The organism is Mesorhizobium sp. P2_H9, assembly GCF_056403215.1.
The window spans coordinates 255,191-276,642 of the sequence record NZ_JBFUFX010000003.1 but is presented as its reverse complement, the minus strand read 5'-3'; the positions used below and the strand labels follow the sequence as shown (position 1 = coordinate 276,642).

Annotated in this window: 25 protein-coding genes and 1 pseudogene; 7 read left to right on the top strand and 19 right to left on the bottom strand. The window is 62.6% G+C overall.

All coding sequences use genetic code 11. The features are described 5' to 3' along the window. The first annotated feature begins 29 nt into the window (after positions 1-29). Entirely contained in the window at positions 30-437 is a 408-nt protein-coding gene (locus AC1DXN_RS07295) for a hypothetical protein (protein WP_477269373.1), read from the top strand. 97 nt (positions 438-534) lie between these two features. Here the strand turns inward: AC1DXN_RS07295 and AC1DXN_RS07290 are convergent, their stop codons facing one another. Together AC1DXN_RS07290 and grxD are read right to left on the bottom strand one after the other, a co-directional pair. Then, positions 535-1,779, bottom strand: coding sequence for a multidrug effflux MFS transporter (locus AC1DXN_RS07290; protein WP_477242941.1), 1,245 nt, complete (start codon positions 1,777-1,779; stop codon positions 535-537). Between the two features lie 174 nt (positions 1,780-1,953). After that, positions 1,954-2,289: a Grx4 family monothiol glutaredoxin gene (grxD, locus tag AC1DXN_RS07285; protein ID WP_111542518.1), complete on the bottom strand. Its 336-nt coding sequence runs from the start codon at positions 2,287-2,289 to the stop codon at positions 1,954-1,956. A gap of 153 nt (positions 2,290-2,442) precedes the next feature. On the opposite strand from grxD, the gene AC1DXN_RS07280 reads away from it, so the two are divergent. Beyond that, positions 2,443-3,237, top strand: coding sequence for a phosphodiester glycosidase family protein (locus tag AC1DXN_RS07280; protein ID WP_477269375.1), 795 nt, complete (start codon positions 2,443-2,445; stop codon positions 3,235-3,237). Positions 3,238-3,247: 10 nt separating this feature from the next. Here AC1DXN_RS07280 and AC1DXN_RS07275 read toward each other — a convergent pair whose 3' ends face one another. From AC1DXN_RS07275 to AC1DXN_RS07260, 4 genes and pseudogenes are all read right to left on the bottom strand, one after another. Beyond that, complete coding sequence (locus AC1DXN_RS07275) at positions 3,248-3,481, bottom strand: BolA/IbaG family iron-sulfur metabolism protein (protein WP_023798252.1); 234 nt, start codon at positions 3,479-3,481, stop codon at positions 3,248-3,250. A gap of 112 nt (positions 3,482-3,593) precedes the next feature. Next, a pseudogene (locus AC1DXN_RS07270) lies at positions 3,594-4,032 on the bottom strand (hypothetical protein). After that, positions 4,029-6,260: a phosphoribosylformylglycinamidine synthase subunit PurL gene (gene purL, locus AC1DXN_RS07265; RefSeq protein WP_477269377.1), complete on the bottom strand. Its 2,232-nt coding sequence runs from the start codon at positions 6,258-6,260 to the stop codon at positions 4,029-4,031. The pseudogene AC1DXN_RS07270 and the gene purL overlap by 4 nt, the downstream one beginning before the upstream one ends. Before the next feature lie 141 nt (positions 6,261-6,401). Next, the gene (locus AC1DXN_RS07260; RefSeq protein ID WP_477269379.1) at positions 6,402-7,814 is read right to left on the bottom strand and encodes an aminotransferase-like domain-containing protein; all 1,413 of its coding nucleotides are present in this window, start codon (positions 7,812-7,814) and stop codon (positions 6,402-6,404) included. 92 nt (positions 7,815-7,906) lie between these two features. Here AC1DXN_RS07260 and AC1DXN_RS07255 point away from each other — a divergent pair, with 92 nt between their 5' ends. After that, positions 7,907-8,143 (top strand): DUF1127 domain-containing protein, encoded by a 237-nt coding sequence (locus AC1DXN_RS07255; protein WP_477269381.1) that lies wholly within the window; start codon positions 7,907-7,909, stop codon positions 8,141-8,143. 87 nt (positions 8,144-8,230) lie between these two features. Here the strand turns inward: AC1DXN_RS07255 and AC1DXN_RS07250 are convergent, their stop codons facing one another. The 6 genes from AC1DXN_RS07250 to purC form a co-directional block, all read right to left on the bottom strand. Continuing rightward, positions 8,231-8,872, bottom strand: a complete 642-nt coding sequence (locus AC1DXN_RS07250; protein ID WP_477269383.1) for a Pr6Pr family membrane protein — start codon at positions 8,870-8,872, stop codon at positions 8,231-8,233. A 4-nt stretch (positions 8,873-8,876) separates the two neighbouring features. Beyond that, the gene (locus tag AC1DXN_RS07245) at positions 8,877-9,287 is read right to left on the bottom strand and encodes a hypothetical protein (protein ID WP_477269385.1); all 411 of its coding nucleotides are present in this window, start codon (positions 9,285-9,287) and stop codon (positions 8,877-8,879) included. Positions 9,288-9,289: 2 nt separating this feature from the next. Continuing rightward, positions 9,290-9,955, bottom strand: a complete 666-nt coding sequence (locus tag AC1DXN_RS07240; RefSeq protein WP_477242950.1) for a glutathione S-transferase family protein — start codon at positions 9,953-9,955, stop codon at positions 9,290-9,292. A 61-nt stretch (positions 9,956-10,016) separates the two neighbouring features. After that, on the bottom strand, positions 10,017-10,685 hold the full coding sequence (gene purQ / locus AC1DXN_RS07235) for a phosphoribosylformylglycinamidine synthase subunit PurQ (RefSeq protein WP_477269387.1): 669 nt from the start codon (positions 10,683-10,685) through the stop codon (positions 10,017-10,019). A gap of 1 nt (position 10,686) precedes the next feature. Then, positions 10,687-10,929: a phosphoribosylformylglycinamidine synthase subunit PurS gene (gene purS / locus AC1DXN_RS07230; protein WP_477269993.1), complete on the bottom strand. Its 243-nt coding sequence runs from the start codon at positions 10,927-10,929 to the stop codon at positions 10,687-10,689. Positions 10,930-10,968: 39 nt separating this feature from the next. After that, positions 10,969-11,763 carry a phosphoribosylaminoimidazolesuccinocarboxamide synthase gene (gene purC, locus AC1DXN_RS07225; protein ID WP_477242952.1) on the bottom strand — a complete coding sequence of 265 codons (795 nt, stop codon included), beginning with the start codon at positions 11,761-11,763 and terminating at the stop codon, positions 10,969-10,971. A gap of 273 nt (positions 11,764-12,036) precedes the next feature. Here purC and AC1DXN_RS07220 point away from each other — a divergent pair, with 273 nt between their 5' ends. Together AC1DXN_RS07220 and AC1DXN_RS07215 are read left to right on the top strand one after the other, a co-directional pair. Continuing rightward, complete coding sequence (locus AC1DXN_RS07220; RefSeq protein WP_477242953.1) at positions 12,037-12,357, top strand: DUF1476 domain-containing protein; 321 nt, start codon at positions 12,037-12,039, stop codon at positions 12,355-12,357. 167 nt (positions 12,358-12,524) lie between these two features. Next, entirely contained in the window at positions 12,525-13,298 is a 774-nt protein-coding gene (locus AC1DXN_RS07215; protein ID WP_477269389.1) for an HpcH/HpaI aldolase family protein, read from the top strand. Between the two features lie 23 nt (positions 13,299-13,321). Here the strand turns inward: AC1DXN_RS07215 and AC1DXN_RS07210 are convergent, their stop codons facing one another. After that, positions 13,322-14,500, bottom strand: a complete 1,179-nt coding sequence (locus AC1DXN_RS07210; RefSeq protein WP_477269391.1) for an acyltransferase family protein — start codon at positions 14,498-14,500, stop codon at positions 13,322-13,324. Positions 14,501-14,598: 98 nt separating this feature from the next. Further along, entirely contained in the window at positions 14,599-15,147 is a 549-nt protein-coding gene (locus AC1DXN_RS07205) for an RBBP9/YdeN family alpha/beta hydrolase (RefSeq protein WP_477269393.1), read from the bottom strand. A gap of 215 nt (positions 15,148-15,362) precedes the next feature. On the opposite strand from AC1DXN_RS07205, the gene AC1DXN_RS07200 reads away from it, so the two are divergent. Next, entirely contained in the window at positions 15,363-16,175 is an 813-nt protein-coding gene (locus AC1DXN_RS07200; protein ID WP_477269395.1) for a VOC family protein, read from the top strand. Positions 16,176-16,232: 57 nt separating this feature from the next. On the opposite strand, the gene purB is transcribed toward AC1DXN_RS07200, so the two are convergent. The 3 genes from purB to AC1DXN_RS07185 are packed head-to-tail and all read right to left on the bottom strand — an operon-like array spanning position 16,233 to position 18,853. Then, the gene (gene purB / locus AC1DXN_RS07195) at positions 16,233-17,534 is read right to left on the bottom strand and encodes an adenylosuccinate lyase (RefSeq protein ID WP_477269397.1); all 1,302 of its coding nucleotides are present in this window, start codon (positions 17,532-17,534) and stop codon (positions 16,233-16,235) included. A 60-nt stretch (positions 17,535-17,594) separates the two neighbouring features. Continuing rightward, entirely contained in the window at positions 17,595-18,107 is a 513-nt protein-coding gene (locus tag AC1DXN_RS07190) for a hypothetical protein (protein ID WP_477269399.1), read from the bottom strand. A 20-nt stretch (positions 18,108-18,127) separates the two neighbouring features. Continuing rightward, the gene (locus AC1DXN_RS07185) at positions 18,128-18,853 is read right to left on the bottom strand and encodes a DUF2259 domain-containing protein (RefSeq protein WP_477269400.1); all 726 of its coding nucleotides are present in this window, start codon (positions 18,851-18,853) and stop codon (positions 18,128-18,130) included. A 139-nt stretch (positions 18,854-18,992) separates the two neighbouring features. Between AC1DXN_RS07185 and AC1DXN_RS07180 the strand changes: the two genes are divergently transcribed. Beyond that, positions 18,993-19,247, top strand: coding sequence for a DUF2171 domain-containing protein (locus AC1DXN_RS07180; RefSeq protein WP_477269402.1), 255 nt, complete (start codon positions 18,993-18,995; stop codon positions 19,245-19,247). Between the two features lie 16 nt (positions 19,248-19,263). Here the strand turns inward: AC1DXN_RS07180 and AC1DXN_RS07175 are convergent, their stop codons facing one another. Together AC1DXN_RS07175 and AC1DXN_RS07170 are read right to left on the bottom strand one after the other, a co-directional pair. Continuing rightward, complete coding sequence (locus AC1DXN_RS07175; protein WP_477269404.1) at positions 19,264-20,277, bottom strand: P1 family peptidase; 1,014 nt, start codon at positions 20,275-20,277, stop codon at positions 19,264-19,266. Beyond that, entirely contained in the window at positions 20,277-21,350 is a 1,074-nt protein-coding gene (locus tag AC1DXN_RS07170; RefSeq protein WP_477269405.1) for a branched-chain amino acid ABC transporter substrate-binding protein, read from the bottom strand. Before AC1DXN_RS07170 ends, AC1DXN_RS07175 begins: the two co-directional genes overlap by 1 nt. Positions 21,351-21,452: the final 102 nt, after the last annotated feature.

Genomic DNA, 21,452 nt, shown 5'->3' with positions numbered 1-21,452 from the left:
GCGCTTTAGGCCGAGACCGGAGACCCGCGATGAAACCTCGCTCGGCGATTGCCGCTACGGTCCTTGCCATTGCCTCGGTCGCAGGTGTCACCGGGGCGAGATCGCAGGAACGCGCGTGTCACAGTCCCGATCCCGTCGACACAATGGACGAGATGTTCGCCGCGATCTATGCCTGTTGGCAGCCGCCGCCCGGAACCGCGGGCATGACGTTGACACTGAGTTTTTCAATTCGCCAAAACGGCACGCTGATGGGCAAGCCTCGCGCCACCTACTCTCATCTCGGCAACGATGGCCCGCTCAACCGGGCCTTCGTGGCTTCCGTCCTCGCGGCTCTCGACAAGGCTCTGCCGCTGCCCCTTTCGAAGAGCATGGGCGGGGCAATCGCGGGACGTCCGCTGTTTCCTCGCTTCACGGCAGCGCGTGAGGGGGCATCCTAGAGCATGATCCCGAAAAGTGGGAACCGGTTTTCGGAAAAGATCATGCTCAAACAAGATGATAGAGCCCCATCCCGATTCCATCGGGATGGAACAGGCTCTAGACCGGCTTGTTGTGCGGCTGGAACATCTTGCCGCGCTCGGCGATGAAGATCATCAGCAATGCGGCAACCGACACGCTGCAGAAGCCGGCGGCCAGCGGCGTCACCGTGCCATTGAAAGCCTGACCGATCAGCGTACCGAGGATGCCGCCCAAAAAGGTCTGCATGAAGCCGAGGATCGACGATGCCGTGCCGGCCAGCTGCCCGAGCGGTTCCATGGCCAGCGCGTTGAAATTGGCGCCGAGCGCGCCGAACGGCACCATCGCGCAAGCGAAGAAGGTGACGAACAGCCAGAGCGGCATCTTCATCTCCAGTGAGACGACCAGCCAGGCAAGGCTGATGACCAGAAACAGCAGCAGCGCGCCCTGCGACAGGCGGCGCATGCCGATACGTCCGACCAGGCGTGAGTTCAAATAGTTGGAGAAGGCGAGCACGCCCGCCACCCCGGCGAAGATGACGGGGAACATTTCGCCGACATTGAACACGTCGACATAAATCTGCTGCGCCGAAGCGATGAAGCCGAACATCGCCCCGAAGACGAAGGTGCTGGCGAAGGCATAGCAGAGTGCGATGCGGTTGGTGAGCACGATGCGGAACCCGCCGATGACGGACGAGACCGTCAGCGGCCGGCGATATTCGGGATGCAGCGTCTCGGGCAAACGCAGCAGCGACCACGCCGACACGATCAGCGCACCGACCGCCATGGTGACGAAGATCCAGTGCCAGGTGGCAAACAGCATGATGAACTGGCCAATGCCAGGAGCAATGACCGGGATGGCCATGAACACCATGAAGATCAGCGACATCACCTCGGCCATGCGCCGGCCGTCAAAGGTATCGCGCACGATCGAGACGGCGATAACGCGGGTGGCGGCGGCGCCAAGGCCCTGCACGGCCCGGCACATGAGAAGCGTTTCAAAGCTTGGTGAAATGGCGGCTGCGGCAGCCGCGGCCACATAGATGATCAGGCCGGCGACCAACGGCGCACGGCGGCCAAAACGGTCCGAGATCGGCCCGAAGAAGAGCTGGCCGCCGCCAAAGCCCAGAATATAGGCGGTGATCACATACTGGCGGTGATTTTCATTTTCGACGCCAAGCGACGCGCCGATCTGCTGCAGTGCCGGCAACATGATGTCGATGGCCAGCGAGTTCAGCGCCATCAGCGCCGCGCACAGCGCGATAAATTCCCAGCGCGGAATGGGCAGCTTGAATGCCCGTTGCGGCGCGTCTGTCTGGTTGTCCACGGCAAGTCCGATCGTTCAAACGAATATGCGCCGGAAGGCCGGCGCATGAATTCGTCTTTGCCCCGCTAACGGGGAGCAACAGTCTGCCGAGGTGGGGGCACCCCCGACGTTTTCAGTGCATGTCGCCCAAAAGTGTACAGCGGTTTTGGGACAACGACATGCACAAAACGGAAGTCAGGCCGCGCCTTTGACGCTGACGCCTTTTTCGACGAGGAACGTCTGCAGTTCGCCCGCCTGGAACATCTCGCGGATAATGTCGCAGCCGCCGACGAACTCACCCTTGACGTAGAGCTGCGGGATCGTCGGCCAGTTGGAATATTCCTTGATGCCTTGCCGCAACTCGGCCGAGGTCAGCACGTCGACGCCCTTGTAGTCGGCGCCGATGTAATCGAGGATCTGCACGACCTGGCCGGAAAATCCGCATTGCGGGAAACCGGGCGTGCCCTTCATGAAAAGGACGACGTCGTTGCCCTTCACTTCGTTGTCGATGTAGTCGTTGATTCCGCTCATGGACGATCCTTTCACGCCTGTGGGAGTCAGGCTGGAAACATAGCCATCAAATAAACCCATAGGTTGCCCGAAACAAGATGTTTGCCGCGCCGCCATGCAAATGGCGCAAAACATGGCGTGATGTTGGGCCAAACGCATTGATCCCGGGGCGTGATGAAAAGACGATATTTTGCGGCGATCCCGATCTGTATTCTGGTCGCGGCAACGGCCTTGATCTGGTGGTTCCGGCAACCGGAGCGCCCGCCCATCGTCGTCGGCGGCCAACTGCCGGCGCCATGCCGGGATTTCAGTTTCGAAGCGGTTTCCTACATCGTCTGCGAGATCGATCTTCGCATCTATGACATCGCCGTCGTCCACGCCGGTGCCAACGGCAAACCCTTCGGTTCGCTGGATAAATTCGACAAGGCGATGGCCGACGAGGGCAGGCCGGTGCTGCTCGCCATGAACGCCGGCATGTATCACGAGGATCTGACGCCGGTTGGCCTCCTGGTCGAGGACGGACGCGAAAAGGCGCTACTCAACCTGGCCGACGCCGAAGGCAATTTCTTCCTCAAGCCGAACGGCGTGTTCCTGATCGGCAAGGGCGGTAGGGCGGCCATCCTGGAGAGCAACGCCTATGCGGCTGCGCAGCCTGACGTTGCCTTCGCCACCCAGTCAGGTCCGATGCTGGTGATCGGCGGCCAGCTGCATCCGCGCTTCGAGGCCAACGGCACCTCGCGCTACATCCGCAATGGTGTCGGCGTGCGTGACGGCGATACGGTGGTGCTGGCGATCTCGCGCTCGGAGGTCAGCCTGGGCAGCTTCGCGCGCTTGTTCCGCGACGCGCTCAATTGTCCCAACGCGCTGTTTTTCGACGGCGCGGTGTCGGCATTGTCGAATGGCCAGAGAATGATCGTCGGCGGGACCTATCCGGCGGGGCCGATCATCGCGGTGTCGACGAAGAAGTGAGGCGCGTTGGCTACTCCGGAACGCTGGTCTGCAGCGCGAGCGCATGCAGCACACCGCCCATATTGCCCTTCAGCGCGTCATAGACCATCTGGTGCTGCTGGACGCGGCTTTTGCCGCGGAAGCTTTCGGCCACCACTTCGGCCGCGTAGTGATCGCCGTCGCCGGCCAGGTCGCGAATCGTCACCTTGGCGTCCGGAATGCCTTCCTTGATCAGCCGTTCGATGTCGTGCGCGTCCATTGCCATCGCAAAATCCTGTTTCAAGCGGGGGAGCGGTGCAGCCCGCGTCATGAGAGTCGGGGTGAGCCTAAAGCCTTTCGGGTTCGGATTGAAGCGGTTCCGCGCCACGATTGGAGGCTCAAGGGACATCTTGGTTTGTTTGGGAAGCATCGTTCTCGGCAACATCCTCGCGTGTCGAGAAGGCGCGGCCAAGGCTGAAGGTCAGCACATAGAGTGGAATGTTGATCATCAGACTGACGATGGGGAGGTAACTCGTCCACTGCCAGAGGGGTGAGAAGAACGTCTGGCCGTAGCCGTCGCAGACGAGCGAGGAACCATACGCCCACAGCACGCCAATGACGACGGTAACGGCTAAGAGCTTGACGCAGGTGGACGGCCAGCATCAAAATCGTGCCGTTGGCCGCGGTAAGAAACGCCGCCCGCGTTTCCAGCCGGGGACAAACCTCGCTCGAGGTCGTCGACAGCAGGAAAAAGACGAACGGTCCGAGAAACCAGAAGAAGAACAGCGACGGCCAGAAAACGACTGCAAGCAGCGCCCGGACGGCCAGCATTGTCAAATGGCCTGATCCATGAAGCGCGGGAACCATCCCTCGTGGGCGGCGGTCAATTCCGTGACCGGTATAGCCCTGGCATCGCCCAGCTTCAGCTCGCTTCCGCCGGTCGAGCCGATCCACGGCGCGAAGATGCCGAGCTTGCTTTGCTGCTCGCGAATGGCGTCCCATTCGTCGCTCTGCGGATCGATCGACAGCGTCAAGAGATAACGGCCCTGATCCTCGCCGAACCAGACCGGAATCGGATCCGTGCCGGCAAGGCCGGGCACGGTCGCGCCGATGCCGGAGGCCATCGCCATCTCGGCCAGCGCCACCGCGATGCCGCCATCGGAGACATCATGCGCCGATGTGACGATGCCGGAGGCAATCAGGGCGCGCACATGGTCGCCGACGCGCTTTTCATGGTCGAGGTCGACCGGCGGCGGCGGGCCATCGGTGCGGCCATGGATATCGCGCAAATAGACCGACTGGCCGAGATGCGTGCCCCACATGCGTGGCGCGCCGACCAGCAGGATCATCTGGCCTTGCGCCGCAAACCCGATCCGCACCATCTTCGACCAATCGGCAATCAGTCCGACGCCGCCGATGGTCGGCGTCGGCAAGATGCCCTGGCCGTTGGTCTCGTTGTAGAGCGAGACGTTGCCGGAGACGATCGGGAAGCCGAGCGCGCGGCAGGCGTCGCCAATGCCTTTCACCGCGCCGACCAGTTGGCCCATGATCTCGGGCCGTTCCGGATTGCCGAAATTGAGGTTGTCGGTGGCCGCCAGCGGCAGCGCGCCGGTGGCGGTCAGGTTGCGCCAGCATTCGGCCACCGCCTGCTTGCCGCCCTCGTAAGGGTCGGCCTCGCAATAGCGCGGCGTCACATCGGAGGAGAAGGCCAGTGCCTTGGTGGGATGGCCTTCGACGCGCACCACGCCGGCATCGCCACCGGGAAGCTGCAGCGAGTTGCCCTGGATCAGCGTGTCATACTGCTCCCAGACCCAGCGGCGCGAGGACTGGTCCGGTCCGCCAAGCAGCTTCAGCAGCGCATCGGCAACGTCGGATTGCGGAATATCGCTTGCGGCAAGCGCCGCCGGCTTCTTCGGCTCGGTCCAGGGGCGGTCATATTCGGGTGCCTTGTCGCCAAGGTCCTTGATCGGCAGGTCGGCGACCTGGTCGCCCTGGTGCAGCACGCGAAAGCGCAGGTCGTCGGTGGTCCTGCCGACGATGGCGAAGTCGAGTCCCCATTTGTGGAAGATCGCTTCGGCTTCCTTCTCTTTCTCGGGGCGCAGCACCATCAGCATACGCTCCTGGCTTTCCGACAGCATCATCTCATAGGCGCTCATGCGCTCCTCGCGCACCGGTACCTTGTCGAGATCGAGCTCGATGCCGAGGTCGCCCTTGGCGCCCATTTCGACCGCCGAACAGGTGAGGCCGGCGGCACCCATGTCCTGGATGGCAATGACGGCGCCGGACGCCATCAGTTCGAGGCAGGCCTCCAGCAGGCATTTTTCGGTGAAGGGGTCGCCGACCTGAACGGTCGGGCGTTTCTCGTCGATCTTGTCGTCGAATTCGGCCGAAGCCATGGTGGCGCCGCCGACACCGTCGCGGCCGGTCTTGGCGCCGAGATAGACGACCGGCAGGCCGACGCCCTTGGCTTCCGACAGGAAGATCGCATCGGTCTTGGCAAGACCGGCGGCAAAGGCGTTGACCAGGATGTTGCCGTTGTAGCGGGCGTCGAAATTGACCTCGCCGCCAACCGTCGGCACGCCGAAGGCATTGCCGTAGCCGCCCACGCCGGAGACGACGCCCGAGACGAGATGCCTGGTTTTGGGATGGTCAGGCGCTCCGAAGCGCAGCGCGTTCATTGCCGCGATCGGCCGCGCGCCCATGGTGAAGACGTCGCGCAATATGCCGCCGACGCCGGTCGCCGCACCCTGGTAGGGCTCGATGTAGGAGGGGTGGTTGTGGCTCTCCATCTTGAAGACGACGCAGTCGCCATCGCCGATGTCGACCACGCCGGCATTCTCGCCTGGTCCCTGGATGACCTGCGGCCCGGTGGTTGGCAGCGTGCGTAGCCACTTTTTCGAAGACTTGTACGAGCAGTGCTCGTTCCACATCGCCGAGAAGATGCCGAGCTCGGTAAAACTCGGCTCGCGCCCGACCAGGTCGAGGATGCGCTGGTATTCGTCGGGCTTCAGCCCGTGCGCGGCAATGAGTTCCGGGGTGATCGGCACGGAATTGGAAATGGTCATGGGCGGCGATTGGTATCCGTGGGAGAGGGGGATTTCTGAGTCCCCTCTTATCGCAAGCTTTGGCGCGATACACCCCTTCGGATGAGGAAAAACGCCGGAAAACTGCAGCGCGTCACCTGTCAGGCCCGGCCGAAAGCGAACTCAGGAAAAACTGTCGTAGCCGGCGCGGCCTTCGTCGAGCAGCCGCCGGATAGCTTCGACGCCACCGGCAATGTCCTCGCGCCGCCTCGGCTGCGAAACGCCGAAACGAACGCCGTGAAAAACCTGCTCGGAGCGTCCCGCCTTGAACTCGTCCTCGTCGTCGAGGAGCACGCCATGTTCGAGGCAGGCGCTCCTGAAGGTGCCGGACAGCCAGGGGTCGGGCAGCGTCAGCCAGACGAAGGGCACGTTCTCATGCGACTTGAACGCAAAGCCGGCCAGCGTCTCGCGCACGATCGCGATGCGGGCGCCGATTTCGGCGATACTGCGCTTGCGGATGTCGCCGGCTTGGCCCGACAGAACCAGCCGGGCATTCACCTCTGCCAGCAGGAACGGCATTCCGCCGCTCATCATCTTGTGGGCGACGCGGATGCGATGGCGATAGGCGGGCGGGCAGGAGAGCCAGCCGCCGCGAACGCCGGCGGCGACCGATTTCGACAGGCCGCCGGCAACGATGGTGCGCTCAGGCGCATATTCGGCGAGCAATGGCGTCGGATCCGAGGTCAAGCCGCCATAGAGGTCGTCCTCGATAAGGATGACATTATACTCACGCGCCACGCGCGCAATCGCCTCGCGGCGCGCTGCCGAGAGGATCGCCAGCGTCGGGTTCTGCACCGTCGGCATCAGGAAGATCATTTTCGGGTGCTTTTGCGCGCAGACACGTTCGAAATCCTCGGGATCAAGGCCTTCCTCGTCCGATGCCACCAGCGCCGTGCGCCGGCCGATCAGCCCGGCACTGCGCGAGATCTGCGAATAGGTGAGGTGCTCGAAGGCGACATAATCGCCGGGCGTGGTCAACGCAGCGATCGCCGCCATCACGGCGGCATGGGTGCCGAGCGTGGGAACGATGGTCTCCGCGGCCGGGCGGAACGAATTGCGCGACAGCCAGCGCGCGCCAGCCTCGAACCAGCGCTCCGGAAAGTCCCTGGTGTAGCTGGAAATCTCGTGCGGATGATCCTGCACCGTGCGCGACAGCATGTCGGCGACAATGGCGCCCTGACCGATCTCGGGGGCGGCGGTGCTGTCGAAGCGCAGCTTGCCGGGGGGCGCATCGACATAGCGTGTGCCCTGCACGGCGGTCTCGACGAATTCGGGGCGTGCCGCTTCGGATTGCTGCGCCAGCACATAGGTGCCGCGGCCAACCTCGCCGCTCACCAGTCCACGCTCGCGCAGCAACTGGTACGCCCTGCCGACCGTGCCGACAGTGGTGCCAATATCGTAGGCGAGGTCGCGCTGCGGCGGCAGTTTTGCCCCGGCATCAATCACGCCCCGGTCGATATCTGACTCAATGCTGTCAGCAAGACGCTGATAAAGAGGGCCGGTGCCGGCGGTGAGGTCTGGGAGCCAATTTGTCATGGTGACAATTTTCTATATTGCACCGAAATGGGAGTCAATACATATCAGTCGCGTACAAAAAAGGGTACAATTCGGACTTTGGCAAAAAGACAATGCATACAATCGAGACAATTCCCTATGCGTCGCTCGGACCCCGTCCGTCGGCCCGGCGAACCTATGTCAGCCGCCTTGTGTACGTGGTCGCATCGGCCGCGCGCTGGATTGGCAACCTGCTGGATCGCCGGCGCAGCCGTCTGGCCTTGCTGGAGATGACCGACGAGCAGCTCAAGGATATCGGCGTCTCGCGTTGCGATGCGCACCGCGAGGGCATCAGGCCGTTCTGGGATTAGGACCATGATCCCAAAAAGTGGAATCCGGTTTTTGGAAAAGATCATAGTCAAACAAGAATCATGATCTGGACCGGAGGTCCGGATCAGCTAACGGACGCTTGACGTCCTGAGGCGCGAGACGCCGCGGTCAACAACGACCGCGATGATGCACAGCACGAGAAAAAGCCCGGTGATGGCCAGCGCCGCAATGGCGACGCTGGCCGCGCCGTTTTTGGCGACATCGAGGAACGGGTAGGGCACTTCGCCGGCTATTGGCGCCCGCGCCAGCGCATAGACCAGATAGGCAATCGGATAGAGCATCCACCATGAGATGTCGCGCCACCGCGTCGAGCCGTCCGCGCCCGCCACCAGCCACCACAGCACGAACAGCACCGGCGTCACATAGTGCAGCAGGACATCGCAGAGCAGGAACAGCCCTTGCGGCTGCCAAAGCTGCGCCAGTACCGTCGTATAGATGATGAAGACCAGCGCGATGGAAACGGCGATGCCGGCCCGCATGCGCGGCCCGGCAAAGGCCGGCAGCCAGGCATAGCCGCTGGGCGAGAGCAAGGAGACGTGAACCAGCACGGCGCCGACGTTGGTCAGGATGGTGAAGAAGCTGAACAGGAAGACGATGGAGCCGAGCAGGCTGCGGCCGGCTTCCATCGACGCCGGAATGGTGATGCAGAATTGCAGGACAAGCCCGGCCAGACCGATGACCAGACCCGCGATCTGCAGGAACCGGCCCATCGGGCTACGCGGCCGCGTTGCAGGCCGGATTGCCGGCCTGCCAGCGGGCAATGTCCGAGCCGATGCGGGCGCCGAGCGGATCGGCCATCAGCGGGCCGAACGCATCGACGTGGCTTGAATTGCCTTGCGCCTGCACGACCAGCAGCGGTTTGCCGCCATAATGCTTGGCCGGCACCAGCAGGAAGCGCGGCGTGCCGCTGAACGAATTCAGCTCATTGGCCATCTGATACGATTTGAAGGCCGGGTCCTTGCTGGCGATCCAGCATTTGTGGGCAGCGATCGCCACCTGCTCCATGGCGAGCAGCGAAGCGCTCTTGCCCATGGGCACCGGCGCGCTCTTTGGCGTCGACTGGCAGGAGGCGAGCACAAAGCAGGCGGTGGCGACAAGACAGAGGCGGGCGATCGTCGATGTCATGCTCAGGCCGCGCCCATCTCGAGTTCGGAAAGGAAGATTTTCAGCCCGTCCGTCATCTCGCCCCAGACCCGCGACAGCGCCGGGTGCTGCAAGGCGATCTGCTCATAGGCATCGAATTTCGGATAGGCTTCAAGCAGGTCATGGTGCCCGGTCGTCACCCGGAAATTGTTGAAGATGAAGCGGGTCGGCGTCAGCCAGGCGTCGGCGAAACTGATGTCGTCGCCGAGCGCAAACGGCCCTTGCGCCATGCGGGCCTCGATCGCCGCCAGTCCGTGATGCAGGCGGGCGAATTGCGCCTTGATCTCCGCGTCGTTGCGCTTCGGCACGAAATACAGCTCGAACAGCTTCATCATCGGGGCAAGCACATCGAGATCGGTGATGCGGGCGAACATGCGCACCAGCGCCCGGTCCTTCGAATCCTGCGGCAGCAGTGCCGGCTCCGGAAACCGCTCTTCCAGATATTCGGCGATGACCACCGATTCGACGATGGTTTCGCCGGAGCCGGTGATCAGCACCGGAATCCGGTTGAGTGGCGAAATGGCGCGGAATTCTTCGGGGATTGGAAATCCCGACGGCGGCGCGATCACCTTGAGCGGCACGTTCTTGATGTAGGCCAGCGCCCGCACGATCGACGAGTAGGGCGACAACGGCCGCGAATAGAGTTTCATGACCGTCTCTCCCTAATGTGTTGGATTTGCCCGCTTTTTGCGGTGCTTGCGTTGAGGAAATTCAAGCGGCGATGCCAAGCGCACCTTCGAACAAAGCCCGGCCGTCGCTGCCGCCATGGGCTGCTTCGATCAGGTTTTCGGGGTGCGGCATCAGGCCGAGCACATTGCCCTGGCTGTTGATGATGCCGGCAATGTCGTTGATCGAGCCGTTGGGATTGGTGCCTTCGGCATAGCGGAACACCACCTGGCCTTCACCTTCGAGGCGCGCCAGCGTCTCGGCATCGGCAAAGTAATTGCCGTCATGATGCGCCACCGGTGAGCGGATGATCTGGCCCGGCTGATAGCGGCGGGTGAACATGGTGTTGGCATTGGCGATCTGCAGCTTCACCTCACGGCAGACGAATTTCAGCGAGCTGTTGCGCATCAAGGCGCCCGGCAGCAGGCCGGCCTCGACCAGGATCTGAAAGCCGTTGCAGACGCCGATGACCATGACGCCCTTGGCCGCCTTTTCGGCAACCGCCCGCATGACAGGCATGCGCGCGGCAATCGCCCCGCAGCGCAGATAATCGCCAAACGAGAAGCCGCCCGGAATGGCGATCAGGTCGACATCGGGAATTTCAGTGTCGGTCTGCCAGACGGTGACCGGCGGCGTCCCGGAAATCTTGGTAAGCGCCGCGATCATGTCGCGATCACGGTTGAGGCCAGGCAGAAGAACAACCGCTGATTTCACCTTAGGCTATCTCCACCGCGTAATTCTCAATCACCGTGTTCGCCAGCAGCTTGTCGCACATGGCTTTCAAGTCAGCCTCGGCCTTGGCCTTGTCGGTCTCCGAAAGCTCGACATCGAACACCTTGCCCTGGCGCACCGTGCCGACACCGCCAAAACCGAGCCCGGATAGAGCATGTTCGATCGCCTTGCCTTGCGGGTCGAGCACGCCGGTCTTGAGGGTGACGGTAATGCGGGCCTTGATCACGCTGGACATGCTCCTGTTCGATGTTGAGCGGTAGGATTGTTAGTGCGGCTTGCCTTTGATGCCATCGGTCGAGGCGACAAGCACCGGTCCGGCCGGACGCGGCGGCTCGTTCTCGTTCATGATGCCGAGGCGGCGGGCAACTTCCTGATAGGCTTCGACCAGCCCGCCCATATCGCGACGGAAACGGTCCTTGTCGAGCTTGTCCTGCGTCGCCACGTCCCACAGCCGGCAGGAGTCAGGCGAAATCTCGTCGGCGACGACGATGCGCATCATGTCGCCCTCGAACAGGCGGCCGCATTCGATCTTGAAATCGACGAGCTGGATGCCGACGCCCAGGAACAGGCCGGAGAGGAAGTCATTGACGCGGATGGCAAGTGCCATGACGTCATCGATTTCCTGCGGGCTGGCCCAGCCGAAAGCGGTGATGTGCTCTTCCGACACCATCGGATCGTCGAGCGCGTCGGCCTTGTAATAGAATTCGATGATCGAGCGCGGCAGAACCGTGCCTTCCTCGATGCCAAGGCGCTTGGATAGCGAGCCGGCGGCAACATTGCGCACGACCACTTCGAGCGGAATGATCTCGACTTCCTTGATCAGCTGCTCGCGCATGTTGAGCCGGCGGATGAAGTGGGTCGGAATGCCCATGCGGTTGAGATGGTTGAAAATATACTCGGAAATGCGGTTGTTGAGCACGCCCTTGCCGTCGATGACCTCGTGTTTCTTCTTGTTGAACGCGGTCGCATCGTCCTTGAAGAACTGGATCAGCGTGCCCGGTTCGGGTCCTTCATAGAGGATCTTGGCCTTGCCTTCATAAATGCGGCGGCGATTTTTCATCTGATTTTTCTCTGGATTTCCGGGCAGGCGGCTAGCGACCAGTTCCTGTCCGTTAGCCTGAAATAGTGCGGCTACGATAGGGTTCAATGCCGGGTCTATCCCAATCACATCGTTTGCTCAATCGGCAAATCCTTCCAATCAACCGCTTTCGGGAATGAAATGCCGCAGCGCAGCAAGTAAGGTAGCATATTGACCGACCCGCGGCCTTTTGGTTTGTGCTTCGGCAACACATATTCACCGTCAAACGAATCGGACTGTACCCGGAGGGATGCCATGAGCAGCATGAAAGACCGCGAAGAGGGCTTCGAGCGCAAATTCGCATTCGACGAGGAACTTCGGTTCAAGGCCGCGGCGCGCCGCAACAAGGCGCTTGGCCTGTGGGCCGCCGAAAAGCTTGGCAAGACCGGGGCGGACGCTGACGCCTATGCCAAGGAGGTGGTTGTCGCCGACATCGAGGAAGCCGGCGATCACGACGTTTTCCGCAAGATCCGCGCCGATTTCGATGCGGCCGGCGTTGCCCAGTCCGATCATCAGATCCGCCGAACCATGGATGAGCTGATGGCGCAGGCGATCGACCAGATCAAGAACACCTGATCCAGCCGAAGCACGTTCCGCAAAAGTGTCCTGCGGTTTTGCGACAGAACCTGCGACAAACAAAGAATGACTGGACCAATCGACCGCCCGGCCCATCCGGGCGGTTTTTCTTTGCCTTTGCCGCCGTTTCCGGCTGAAACTGCGCCAGCCAACAAGGAAAATCGCCAATGTCCCTAAAATCACGCCTGGCGGCGGATGAAACGCTGTTCACAGCATGGTCCGGGGTGCCGGATGCCTTGACGGTGGAAATCATCGCCAAGCAGGGGTTCGATGCCGTCACGCTCGACATGCAGCACGGCGGTCATCACGAAGACAGCGTGCTGCGCGGCCTCGTGCCGGTGCTGGCCGCCAACAAGCCGGCGCTGGTGCGCATTCCCGTCGGCCGCTTCGATATGGCCAGCCGCGCACTTGATTTCGGCGCCGAGGCGGTGATTGCGCCGATGGTGAATTCGGTGGCCGACGCAAAACTGTTTGCCGCCGCCATGAAATATCCGCCGCTTGGCGAGCGCTCCTGGGGTCCGACCTATGCCTTTCCGCGCCATGGCAAGGGCGACCAGGCCGAATGGCTGCGCGACACCAACCAGCGCACCATGGCCTTCGCCATGGTCGAGACACGTGCCGCACTCGATGCGCTGGACGGCATCCTCGACACGCCGGGCATTGACGGCATCTTCCTCGGGCCCTCGGATTTCTCGATCGCCTGGTCGAACGGTGCCACCGTCAATTCGACGCTGGAAAGCATGATGGAAACCGTGGCTTCAGTCGCCGAGCGGACACGCAAGGCCGGCAAGCATGCCGCCATCTATGTCATCGAGCCGGCCATTGCCGGCCGCGTCGTGGCCATGGGCTATCGGTTGCTGGCCATGGGCTCGGATCACACGCTGATTGCGCTCGGAGCAAAAACCCTGATCAAGAGCATCAGGGATTCGATCGGATCCTGATCTGTCGCAAAAGCGGCCCACGATCAGATATTGGCGGCCTCAGGCACTACGGCCACAATGCCGCCGCGGCGTCTAAGCCTGCCAACCAGACTGCCGAGCGCGGCAACCCACCAATTGTTGAAGGCCACGAGTGGCAACGCAACGATGATCGAGCCCAGCATCGCCACGGCGGCGGCGATCGGAGCGGAGTCGCTGGTCAGAAGGGCCCATGATCCCAGGGAGCAGATGACCGGCGCATGCACGAGATAGAGCGGAAACGACAGATCGCCCAGGAAACGTGCCACTTTGCCCGTCATCCATGATGGCGGGCTCTCCATCGTCAGCACCGCATAGACAAGCATGACGCTGGCCGGGATGGCGACGTAGGCTTGCCGCATCTCGGCGCTGAGGCCGTTGAAGTCCAGAATGGCCAGGGGGCGGTAGGCGCCGACCGCATTTCCGGCATAGCCCAGCAGGACCAGCGCGACCACCACGATCACCGCCCTCAACCGCGCATTCGGGCGAAACGTCGAGGCAAGCACCAGATAGAGCGAAAGGCCAACCGGAAAGGCCACAAGCATGAAGTTGATTGACCATGCCACAAACATGCCGATGAAAAGGGCGACCCAGGCAAGTAGGGGTGTGCGGTCATGCATCAAGAAGAGAATTGGCGCGAGGATAAAGGCGGCAAGACTGCCCCAGAACTCGAACCACATGGTCCACAGGCTGGTGTCGTAATAGTTGTCACCGAAGACGAACGTTCGCCAGGCGCCTTCTGTGAACGCTTCGGAAAAGCTCGCCGTTTCCGGCGACAGCACCTTTGGGGCATAGGCGAAGCTGGCTAGCCAGGGCGACCCGGTCAGGGTGCTTGCTTCGCTGAAGAAGTAGAGATCAAGCTTGAAGACGAGGCAAGAAGCCAGCACCGTGACGAGGACTGGGCCGGCAAGACGCGGCAGGCGTTTGATGGCGGCCAGCCCCAGATCTTGCATCTTGCGGCTGGTGAAATAGCGTTTCACCACCACGAAAGAAGACAGCACGAAGAACAGATACACGGCTGATGGGCCGTTGAATGCGACGAAGGCGAAGCTTGTCTGCAGCGAGTTGGCCGGACCGTCCGCGAAAATGCCGCTTGCCGAAGGTGCAAACGCAAGCAAAGTATGCCAATTCAGAACGACCAGAGCAGCGACGCCCCTCAGGAACTCAAGTGAATCGTCCTTGCGCAAGCATTGGCCTTTTTGTCTCGCTGCAACAGAATCTTGGCTTGTCCGATACGCAACGATTCAAAACACTCTAAATCGACCAGATTAACAGATCCTGACTCCTAGAGATCGGTCAGGAACTTGGCGAAGGTCATCGATCCCTCGGGCCACGGGCCGAAGCCGGAATCCGCGTTGAGGTGACCGGCCTCACCGGCGTCGATAAACAGCGAGCCCCAGGCGCCGGCAATATCCTCGGCCACATCGAACGCGCAAAACGGGTCGTTGCGGCTGGCGATCACCACCGAGGGAAAGCCCAACGGCTCGCGCGGGTAGGGACCGAAGGTCATCAGATGCCTGGGCTTTAACTTCGGATTGGCGACATCGGGCGGCGCCACGAAGAAGGCGCCGGCGACGGGCCGCTCGAACTGCGGCATGGCCTGGATGGCAGCGGCGACACCAAGCGAATGAGCGACGATGACGACCGGCCGCTCGGCCTCGTTGACCGCCTTGGCCACGCTCGCGGTCCAGTCTTCACGCACCGGCTTCGACCATTCCGCCTGCTCGACGCGGCGCGCCGTCGACAGTTTTGACTGCCACCGGCTCTGCCAATGCTCGGGGCCGGAATTGGTGTAGCCCGGCACGATGAGAATATCTGCTTCCCTGACTTTCATGGCGCTGAGATAGCGAGCACTGCTGCGTCATGCAACCGTGATGAACCGCGCAGCTGATCACAATAGTGAACACCATGTTCGCTTCTTGCCATCTTGTGTGAACGATGCCGATCGACGATCTGTCGTCAGGAAGAGAAAGACGACGTACAGTGATCGCTGGCGCCGGGTCCTTGGTTTTTTGGGGCTCGTCGGACGCCGGCCGAATGGAGCATCAGATGAGTGAACTGCCCTTTGCCGCCACGACTCCCGTCAGCGTTGCCCGCGTCGGGTTGAAGGCGCGCGACTCCGAAAATCTCGCCGCCTACTACCGCCAGGTCGTTGGCCTGCAGGAATTGAGCCGCGCCGACGGCGCGATCACGCTCGGCGCCGCCAACCGTCCGCTGCTCGTCATCGAGGCGGATGCGGCGGCCAAGCCCGACGATCCGCGCAGCGCCGGCCTGTTCCACACCGCCTTCCTGTTGCCGAGCCGCGCCGATCTCGGCCGCTGGATCAACCATGCCGCCACCAACAAGATCCGCATCGAAGGCGCATCAGACCATCTGGTCAGCGAGGCGCTCTATTTGACCGACCCCGAGGGCAACGGCATCGAAATCTATGCCGACCGCCTGCCGAAGGACTGGAAATGGAATGGCGACAAGATCGCCATGGCGACCGAGCGGCTGAACCTGCCGTCTGTCGTTGCCGATGTGCCGGCGGGCGACGCCGGCTGGCAGGGCGCGCCGGAAAACAGCATTGTCGGCCACGTGCATCTGCGCGTCGGCAGGCCGGAAGACGCCGAAGCCTGGTGGAACCAGGAGTTCGGTTTCGACACGGTGGCGAAATATGGCGGCCAGGCGGTGTTTCTGTCGTCCGGCGGCTATCACCATCACATCGGCGCCAACGCCTGGCACAGCGCCGGCGCCGGCCGCCGCGATCCGGCTCGCACGGGCTTGGCCTGGGTCGAGATGCGCTCGGACAATGTGACCGGCGAAACCACGCGTGAAGATCCGTGGGGCACGGTCATAAGGACTGTTCCCGGCAAGGCGTGATTGGACTGTGGCACAGCTTCCTTCCCCCCGTCACTATACGGGGAGAAGGGAGCTTACCTATCCAAACACGCGCCTGAAGATCGTGTCGACATGCTTGGTGTGATAGCCAAGGTCGAATTTCTCGCGGATCTCGGCTTCGGGCAGGGCTGCCGTGACTTCCTTGTCGGCCAGAAGTTCCTCAAGGAAATCAGCGCCTTGCTCCCAAACTTTCATGGCGTTGCGCTGTACCAGCCGGTAGGAATCTTCGCGCGATAGGCCGGCCTGCGTCAGCGCCAGCATGACGCGCTGCGAATGCACCAGGCCGCGGAACTTGTTCATGTTCTTCAGCATGTTGTCGGGGTAGACGAGCAGCTTGTCGACGACGCTGGTCAGCCGTGACAGCGCGAAATCGAGCGTCACCGTCGCATCCGGCCCGATCATACGTTCGACGGAGGAGTGCGAAATGTCGCGCTCGTGCCAGAGCGCCACGTTCTCCATCGCCGGCAGCGCGAAGGAGCGCACCATGCGGGCAAGGCCGGTGAGGTTTTCGGTCAGCACCGGATTGCGCTTGTGCGGCATTGCCGACGAACCCTTTTGGCCCGGCGAAAAATATTCTTCCGCCTCCAGCACTTCGGTGCGCTGCAAATGGCGGATTTCGATCGACAGCCGCTCGATCGACGAGGCGATGACCCCCAGCGTGGCGAAGAACATGGCGTGGCGATCACGCGGRATGACCTGTGTCGACACCGGCTCCGGCTTCAGCCCGAGCTTCTTGGCCACATGCTCTTCGACATAGGGGTCGATATTGGCGAAAGTGCCGACCGCGCCCGAAATGGCGCAGGTGGCGATATCCTCCCGAGCGTGCACCAGCCGCTCGCGGCAGCGCGAGAATTCGGCATAGGCCTGCGCCAGCTTGATGCCGAAAGTGGTCGGCTCGGCATGGATACCATGGCTGCGGCCGATGGTGACGGTGTCCTTGTGCTCGAAGGCGCGGCGCTTGAGTGCGGCAAGCAGGCCGTCAATGTCGGCGAGCAGGATGTCGCTGGCGCGGGTCAACTGCACCGCAAAACAGGTGTCGAGAACGTCCGACGAGGTCATGCCCTGGTGGATGAAGCGGGCGTCCGGTCCGACGAATTCGCCAAGATGAGTCAGGAAAGCGATGACGTCGTGCTTGGCGACGCGCTCGATCTCGTCGATCGCCTCGACATCGAATTTCGCCGCGCTGCCCTTTTCCCAGATGGTTTTCGCCGCTTCCTTCGGGATGACGCCGAGTTCGGCCAGCGCATCGCACGCATAGGCTTCGATCTCGAACCAGATGCGGAACCGGGTTTCCGGCGACCAGATGGCGACCATTTCCGGCCGGGAATAGCGAGGGATCATCGGTCAGTCCTGACGTGTCGAGAGCTTTTGCCCGCGTCCTAACAGAGGCAGACAAAATGCTCAACGCTGCCCGCGTGCAAACCAGACGCTGGCGAGCGCCAACGCGATGAAACCGAGTGGAAAGTAGAGCCGGATGCCCAGGACGACGAACTGGTAGAGCGCCGTCAACATCGTGAACACGAACTGGAAGGCCCAGGTGAGGGTGAAAGCTGGCGCATGCCATTCCGAATAATAGGAACGGTATTGCAGCGCGAATAGCCCGCCGGTGAAGCCGATCGTCGCGACGAGGAGGCAGACAAAGGCCGCCGCCAGCGCGACTTCCCAATGCCGACCGAGCGAAACCAGCCGGGCCGCGAACAGGCCGACCGGAAAGGCCAGCGCGCCGCCGGCGGCGAACAGCAAGAACACGAAGCGGATTTTTGCCGGGGTTTCCCAATCGTCCAGCCACAGATTGACCAGCGCGCTGGCGCCCATCGCCGCAGCCCACAGCAAGGCGCCGAAAAGCGCGACCCGAAGCGAGGGCAAGGCTCGCCGGACTCGACCTGGCAAACGCTCGGAGCCAGGGTTGGGCATCACGGATTGAACAGGTGGTGTCACAGCCGGCCGGTCACCGCGATCCAGCGAAAATCCGGCCCTTCGAAGCCGTATTGGCGCACCGCGATCAGCACCGCATAGGCGCTGATGCTGTCCATCGAAAACGTCTGCACCGCGCCGATCCGATAGCCGTTCGGGCAACCCCGGCTCTTGGGGATCGATTTGTCCTGATGCAGCAGGTGGGTCTGACCGCCGTCGTTCGCCTCGATGCGCAGCAGTCGAAAACCGTTGATTTCGCCGTGGCTTTGGCAGGCTTCGGTGTCATTCATGCCAATCTCATCGAGCCGGAACTCGAGCGGGGGATCGACCGGCGAAAAGATGGGGCGCGGGTTGACCACCATGCGGAACGGGTCGGCCGAAAGTTCGGTCACCGGGTTGAAGCCGGCGGTGATGCCACGATTGGCCGTGAGCTCCGCCTGCTTGACGATCGCCTCGCCTTTTTGCCGCGCCTGGAGGCGCGCTGCGTCGAGCGTGGCATTCTCGTCGTCGAGCCGGACCCGGATCGGCGTGCCCGGCAGGAAACTGTCGTTGCTGGTGTCGATGTAATAGCGATTGGCATAGGGAAAGCCCGACCCGTCATAGACACCATACTCCTCGAAGGCGAAGACGCCGCCATCTCCTGTGAAGCCAAGGATTTCAAGCTCGGCGACATCGCCGGCATGGGCGGCGATGGATGTCGCAAACTGGGCAAGCAAGGAAGCGGCAAACAGGACCAGTATTCGCATCGGGTTTCGCTCCGGCAACCAATGTCGACCGATCACCTATCACGACGCGGTCAAAACGTCGTGCTGTCTAAAACACAAGGTCGATGCATCCAATCCCGTCGCCATTAGTTGTTGTCGGCAGCTTCAACGGAGACCCACCATGACCGACACCAGCAAAATTCGCGAACATATGGAAGTGATCGGCGCCGACGGCGTCCATGTCGGCACCGTCGACAAGGTCGAGGGCGAACGAATCAAACTGACCAAACTCGACAGCGGGCAGGGCAGTCACAAGGGGCATCACCACTATATCCCGTCGAGCCTGATCGCCGAGATCGAGGGCAACAAGGTGCGCCTGTCGGCAAACTCGGATGTCGCAGTCACTTTCGAGGAAGAAAAATCCGATCCCGTCTGATCATACCGTCGCGCCTTCAGCGCGACGACCACACCGGAAACAGGTCGCTATCGGCTGGCGTCGCGGCAAAGACGCCGCGGCTGATGGCGCGCGCCATGGTGGCGCCGGCCGCGGCGTAGAGGTCGATCGCCGCATCGGCGGTGAGTTCAATGCCGCTTCTGCCCGTCGCCAGCGCGAACACCAGATCGCCATCGGCCGGCGTGTGGACTGGCCAGATGGCGCGGACGAAACCGTCATGCGCCGATATCGCCAGACGCTTGGCCGCCGCCTTGGTCAGAACTGCGTCGGTGGCGATGACGGCGATGGTGGTGTTGCCGCCGGCCTGTCCCATGAAATGCTTGTCGCGGTACTTCAGCAGGATTCTTTTGGCATCCTCCGGCATCGGCGACGGATATCCGAGCCCGCCGAATTCGTCGCCGATCTCGAACGGCGCCGCCCAGAAGTGCCTGGTTCGGGCGACAGTCACCGAGCCGGTCGGATTGACAGCGGCGAGCGCACCGATGGTGACGCCGCTGTCCAACATTGTCGAGGCCGAGCCAAGTCCGCCCTTCAGGCCGGAACTCAGCGCGCCGGTGCCGGCGCCGGCCGTGCCGAGCGCAAAGTCGATTGCCCCGGCCTGCGCCGCTTCATAGCCAAGGTCGCGATAGGGCGGATAGCGGCCCCAATCCTTGTCGCCACCATTGCGCAGGTCAAACAGGATGGCCGCCGGCACGATCGGCACGCGAAAGCCGCCGACCTCCACGCCGATGCCCTTTTCGCGCAATGCCGCTTGCACGCCGGAAGCGGCATCCAGGCCGAAGGCCGAGCCGCCCGAAAGCACCACGGCATGGATCGCCTCGATCGAATTGTGCGGCTCGAGCAGATCGGTCTCGCGCGTGCCCGGCGCGCCGCCCAATACCTGTACGCCGGCGACCGCCGGTTCATCGCACAGCACGGTGGTCACCCCCGACTTCAGCCTGGCGTCGGATGCGTTGCCGACCCGCAGGCCGGCGACATCGGTGATGAGATTGCGCGGACCGGTGCGGAACATCAGTTGGTCTCCGCCGGCACGAAATGGGCGCCGTCGTAGCGGTAGGCACGGAAGGGGTTGTGGCTGAGGTCGCCCTTTTCATCGAAGCGGATCGGTCCGATCGCGGTGGTGAAATCATGCGCGGTGAGCGCCTCAGTCAGCGGCTTGCCGGTGGTTTCCGAAAGAGCGGAGGCGGCCTTGGCGATTTCCACCGCAGCATAGGCCGGCAGTGTGTAGCCATCGGGCGCAATGTTTTGTGCGGCAAACGCTTCCAGCACCTTGGGATCGGCGACTTCGGCCCATTCCGGCGGCGCAATCATCAGCGTGCCCGTGGCATAGGGCACGTCGCCAGGCGGTGTGCGCATGTTCTCGCCGCCGGCAAAGACGATGCCGGCTTCGAGCTGGCTGGCGTCGCGGCCCATGATGGCGATGTCGTCGCCGTCGCCGCCGGCAAACACACGCGTCGCGCCGGCCTTCTTCAGCCGGCCGATCAATCCGATCTGGTTGTCGAGTTGCGGCCGGAACGTATCGACGAACACTGGCTTCAGCGCCGCCTGCTCCGCAGCCGCGCGAAACGTCTCGGCCATTTCGCGGCCATAGATGGTGCCGTCATCGACGATGGCGAACAGCTCGTTTTGCCACAGGCGGGTGAGAATGGCGGCAACGGCGTTGCGTTCGTCGTCGCCGCGCGGCCCGAGGCGATAGACCGGCCAGCCGGTCTTGGCGCGCCGGTCGGTCAGGCTTTCTGTGCGCACGCCGACAGTGATGACCGGTATGTTGGCGTCTTTCAGGATCGGCAGCGCCGCCTCGATCGCGTCGGTGCAGAGGAAGCCGACGACCACGCTGACCTTTGCTGCAACGAAATCCCTGGCGGCGGCGGCACCACCATCGGCCGTGCAGGCATCGTCGACGGTCCGGAGCTCGACGCCGTTCGCCTCGGCCGACAGGCCGGCGCCCGTCTCGATTTGCTTGCCCAGCAGCGCCGACGGCCCCGACAAGGGCGCGGCGACGCCGACCAGCAGCGTCTGCGCGTTCGCGCCGCCGGCCACAAACAGCCAGACCAGCGCCGCTATTGTTCTTGTCCGGGGTCGCATTCGAGCGATGGATTCCTCCGTGCCGGCCTTACGCTTCTGGCACTATTTGCCGCCAAGACCTAAAGGCTGCCCGGCCTTGGTGCAACACGCTAATTCCGGGAA

What these genes read in the sequence shown, in the direction of transcription:
- AC1DXN_RS07255 (WP_477269381.1), top strand. Translation starts at nt 7,907, where the DNA reads ATGCATACAATCGAGACAATTCCCTATGCGTCGCTCGGACCCCGTCCG.
- AC1DXN_RS07220 (WP_477242953.1), top strand. Translation starts at nt 12,037, where the DNA reads ATGAGCAGCATGAAAGACCGCGAAGAGGGCTTCGAGCGCAAATTCGCA.
- AC1DXN_RS07205 (WP_477269393.1), bottom strand. Translation starts at nt 15,147, where the DNA reads ATGAAAGTCAGGGAAGCAGATATTCTCATCGTGCCGGGCTACACCAAT.
- AC1DXN_RS07260 (WP_477269379.1), bottom strand. Translation starts at nt 7,814, where the DNA reads ATGACAAATTGGCTCCCAGACCTCACCGCCGGCACCGGCCCTCTTTAT.
- purL (WP_477269377.1), bottom strand. Translation starts at nt 6,260, where the DNA reads ATGACCATTTCCAATTCCGTGCCGATCACCCCGGAACTCATTGCCGCG.
- AC1DXN_RS07215 (WP_477269389.1), top strand. Translation starts at nt 12,525, where the DNA reads ATGTCCCTAAAATCACGCCTGGCGGCGGATGAAACGCTGTTCACAGCA.
- AC1DXN_RS07170 (WP_477269405.1), bottom strand. Translation starts at nt 21,350, where the DNA reads ATGCGACCCCGGACAAGAACAATAGCGGCGCTGGTCTGGCTGTTTGTG.
- AC1DXN_RS07275 (WP_023798252.1), bottom strand. Translation starts at nt 3,481, where the DNA reads ATGGCAATGGACGCGCACGACATCGAACGGCTGATCAAGGAAGGCATT.
- AC1DXN_RS07200 (WP_477269395.1), top strand. Translation starts at nt 15,363, where the DNA reads ATGAGTGAACTGCCCTTTGCCGCCACGACTCCCGTCAGCGTTGCCCGC.
- AC1DXN_RS07250 (WP_477269383.1), bottom strand. Translation starts at nt 8,872, where the DNA reads ATGGGCCGGTTCCTGCAGATCGCGGGTCTGGTCATCGGTCTGGCCGGG.
- purC (WP_477242952.1), bottom strand. Translation starts at nt 11,763, where the DNA reads ATGAAAAATCGCCGCCGCATTTATGAAGGCAAGGCCAAGATCCTCTAT.
- grxD (WP_111542518.1), bottom strand. Translation starts at nt 2,289, where the DNA reads ATGAGCGGAATCAACGACTACATCGACAACGAAGTGAAGGGCAACGAC.
- AC1DXN_RS07190 (WP_477269399.1), bottom strand. Translation starts at nt 18,107, where the DNA reads ATGCCCAACCCTGGCTCCGAGCGTTTGCCAGGTCGAGTCCGGCGAGCC.
- AC1DXN_RS07280 (WP_477269375.1), top strand. Translation starts at nt 2,443, where the DNA reads ATGAAAAGACGATATTTTGCGGCGATCCCGATCTGTATTCTGGTCGCG.
- AC1DXN_RS07175 (WP_477269404.1), bottom strand. Translation starts at nt 20,277, where the DNA reads ATGTTCCGCACCGGTCCGCGCAATCTCATCACCGATGTCGCCGGCCTG.
- AC1DXN_RS07180 (WP_477269402.1), top strand. Translation starts at nt 18,993, where the DNA reads ATGACCGACACCAGCAAAATTCGCGAACATATGGAAGTGATCGGCGCC.
- AC1DXN_RS07295 (WP_477269373.1), top strand. Translation starts at nt 30, where the DNA reads ATGAAACCTCGCTCGGCGATTGCCGCTACGGTCCTTGCCATTGCCTCG.
- AC1DXN_RS07240 (WP_477242950.1), bottom strand. Translation starts at nt 9,955, where the DNA reads ATGAAACTCTATTCGCGGCCGTTGTCGCCCTACTCGTCGATCGTGCGG.
- AC1DXN_RS07245 (WP_477269385.1), bottom strand. Translation starts at nt 9,287, where the DNA reads ATGACATCGACGATCGCCCGCCTCTGTCTTGTCGCCACCGCCTGCTTT.
- AC1DXN_RS07185 (WP_477269400.1), bottom strand. Translation starts at nt 18,853, where the DNA reads ATGCGAATACTGGTCCTGTTTGCCGCTTCCTTGCTTGCCCAGTTTGCG.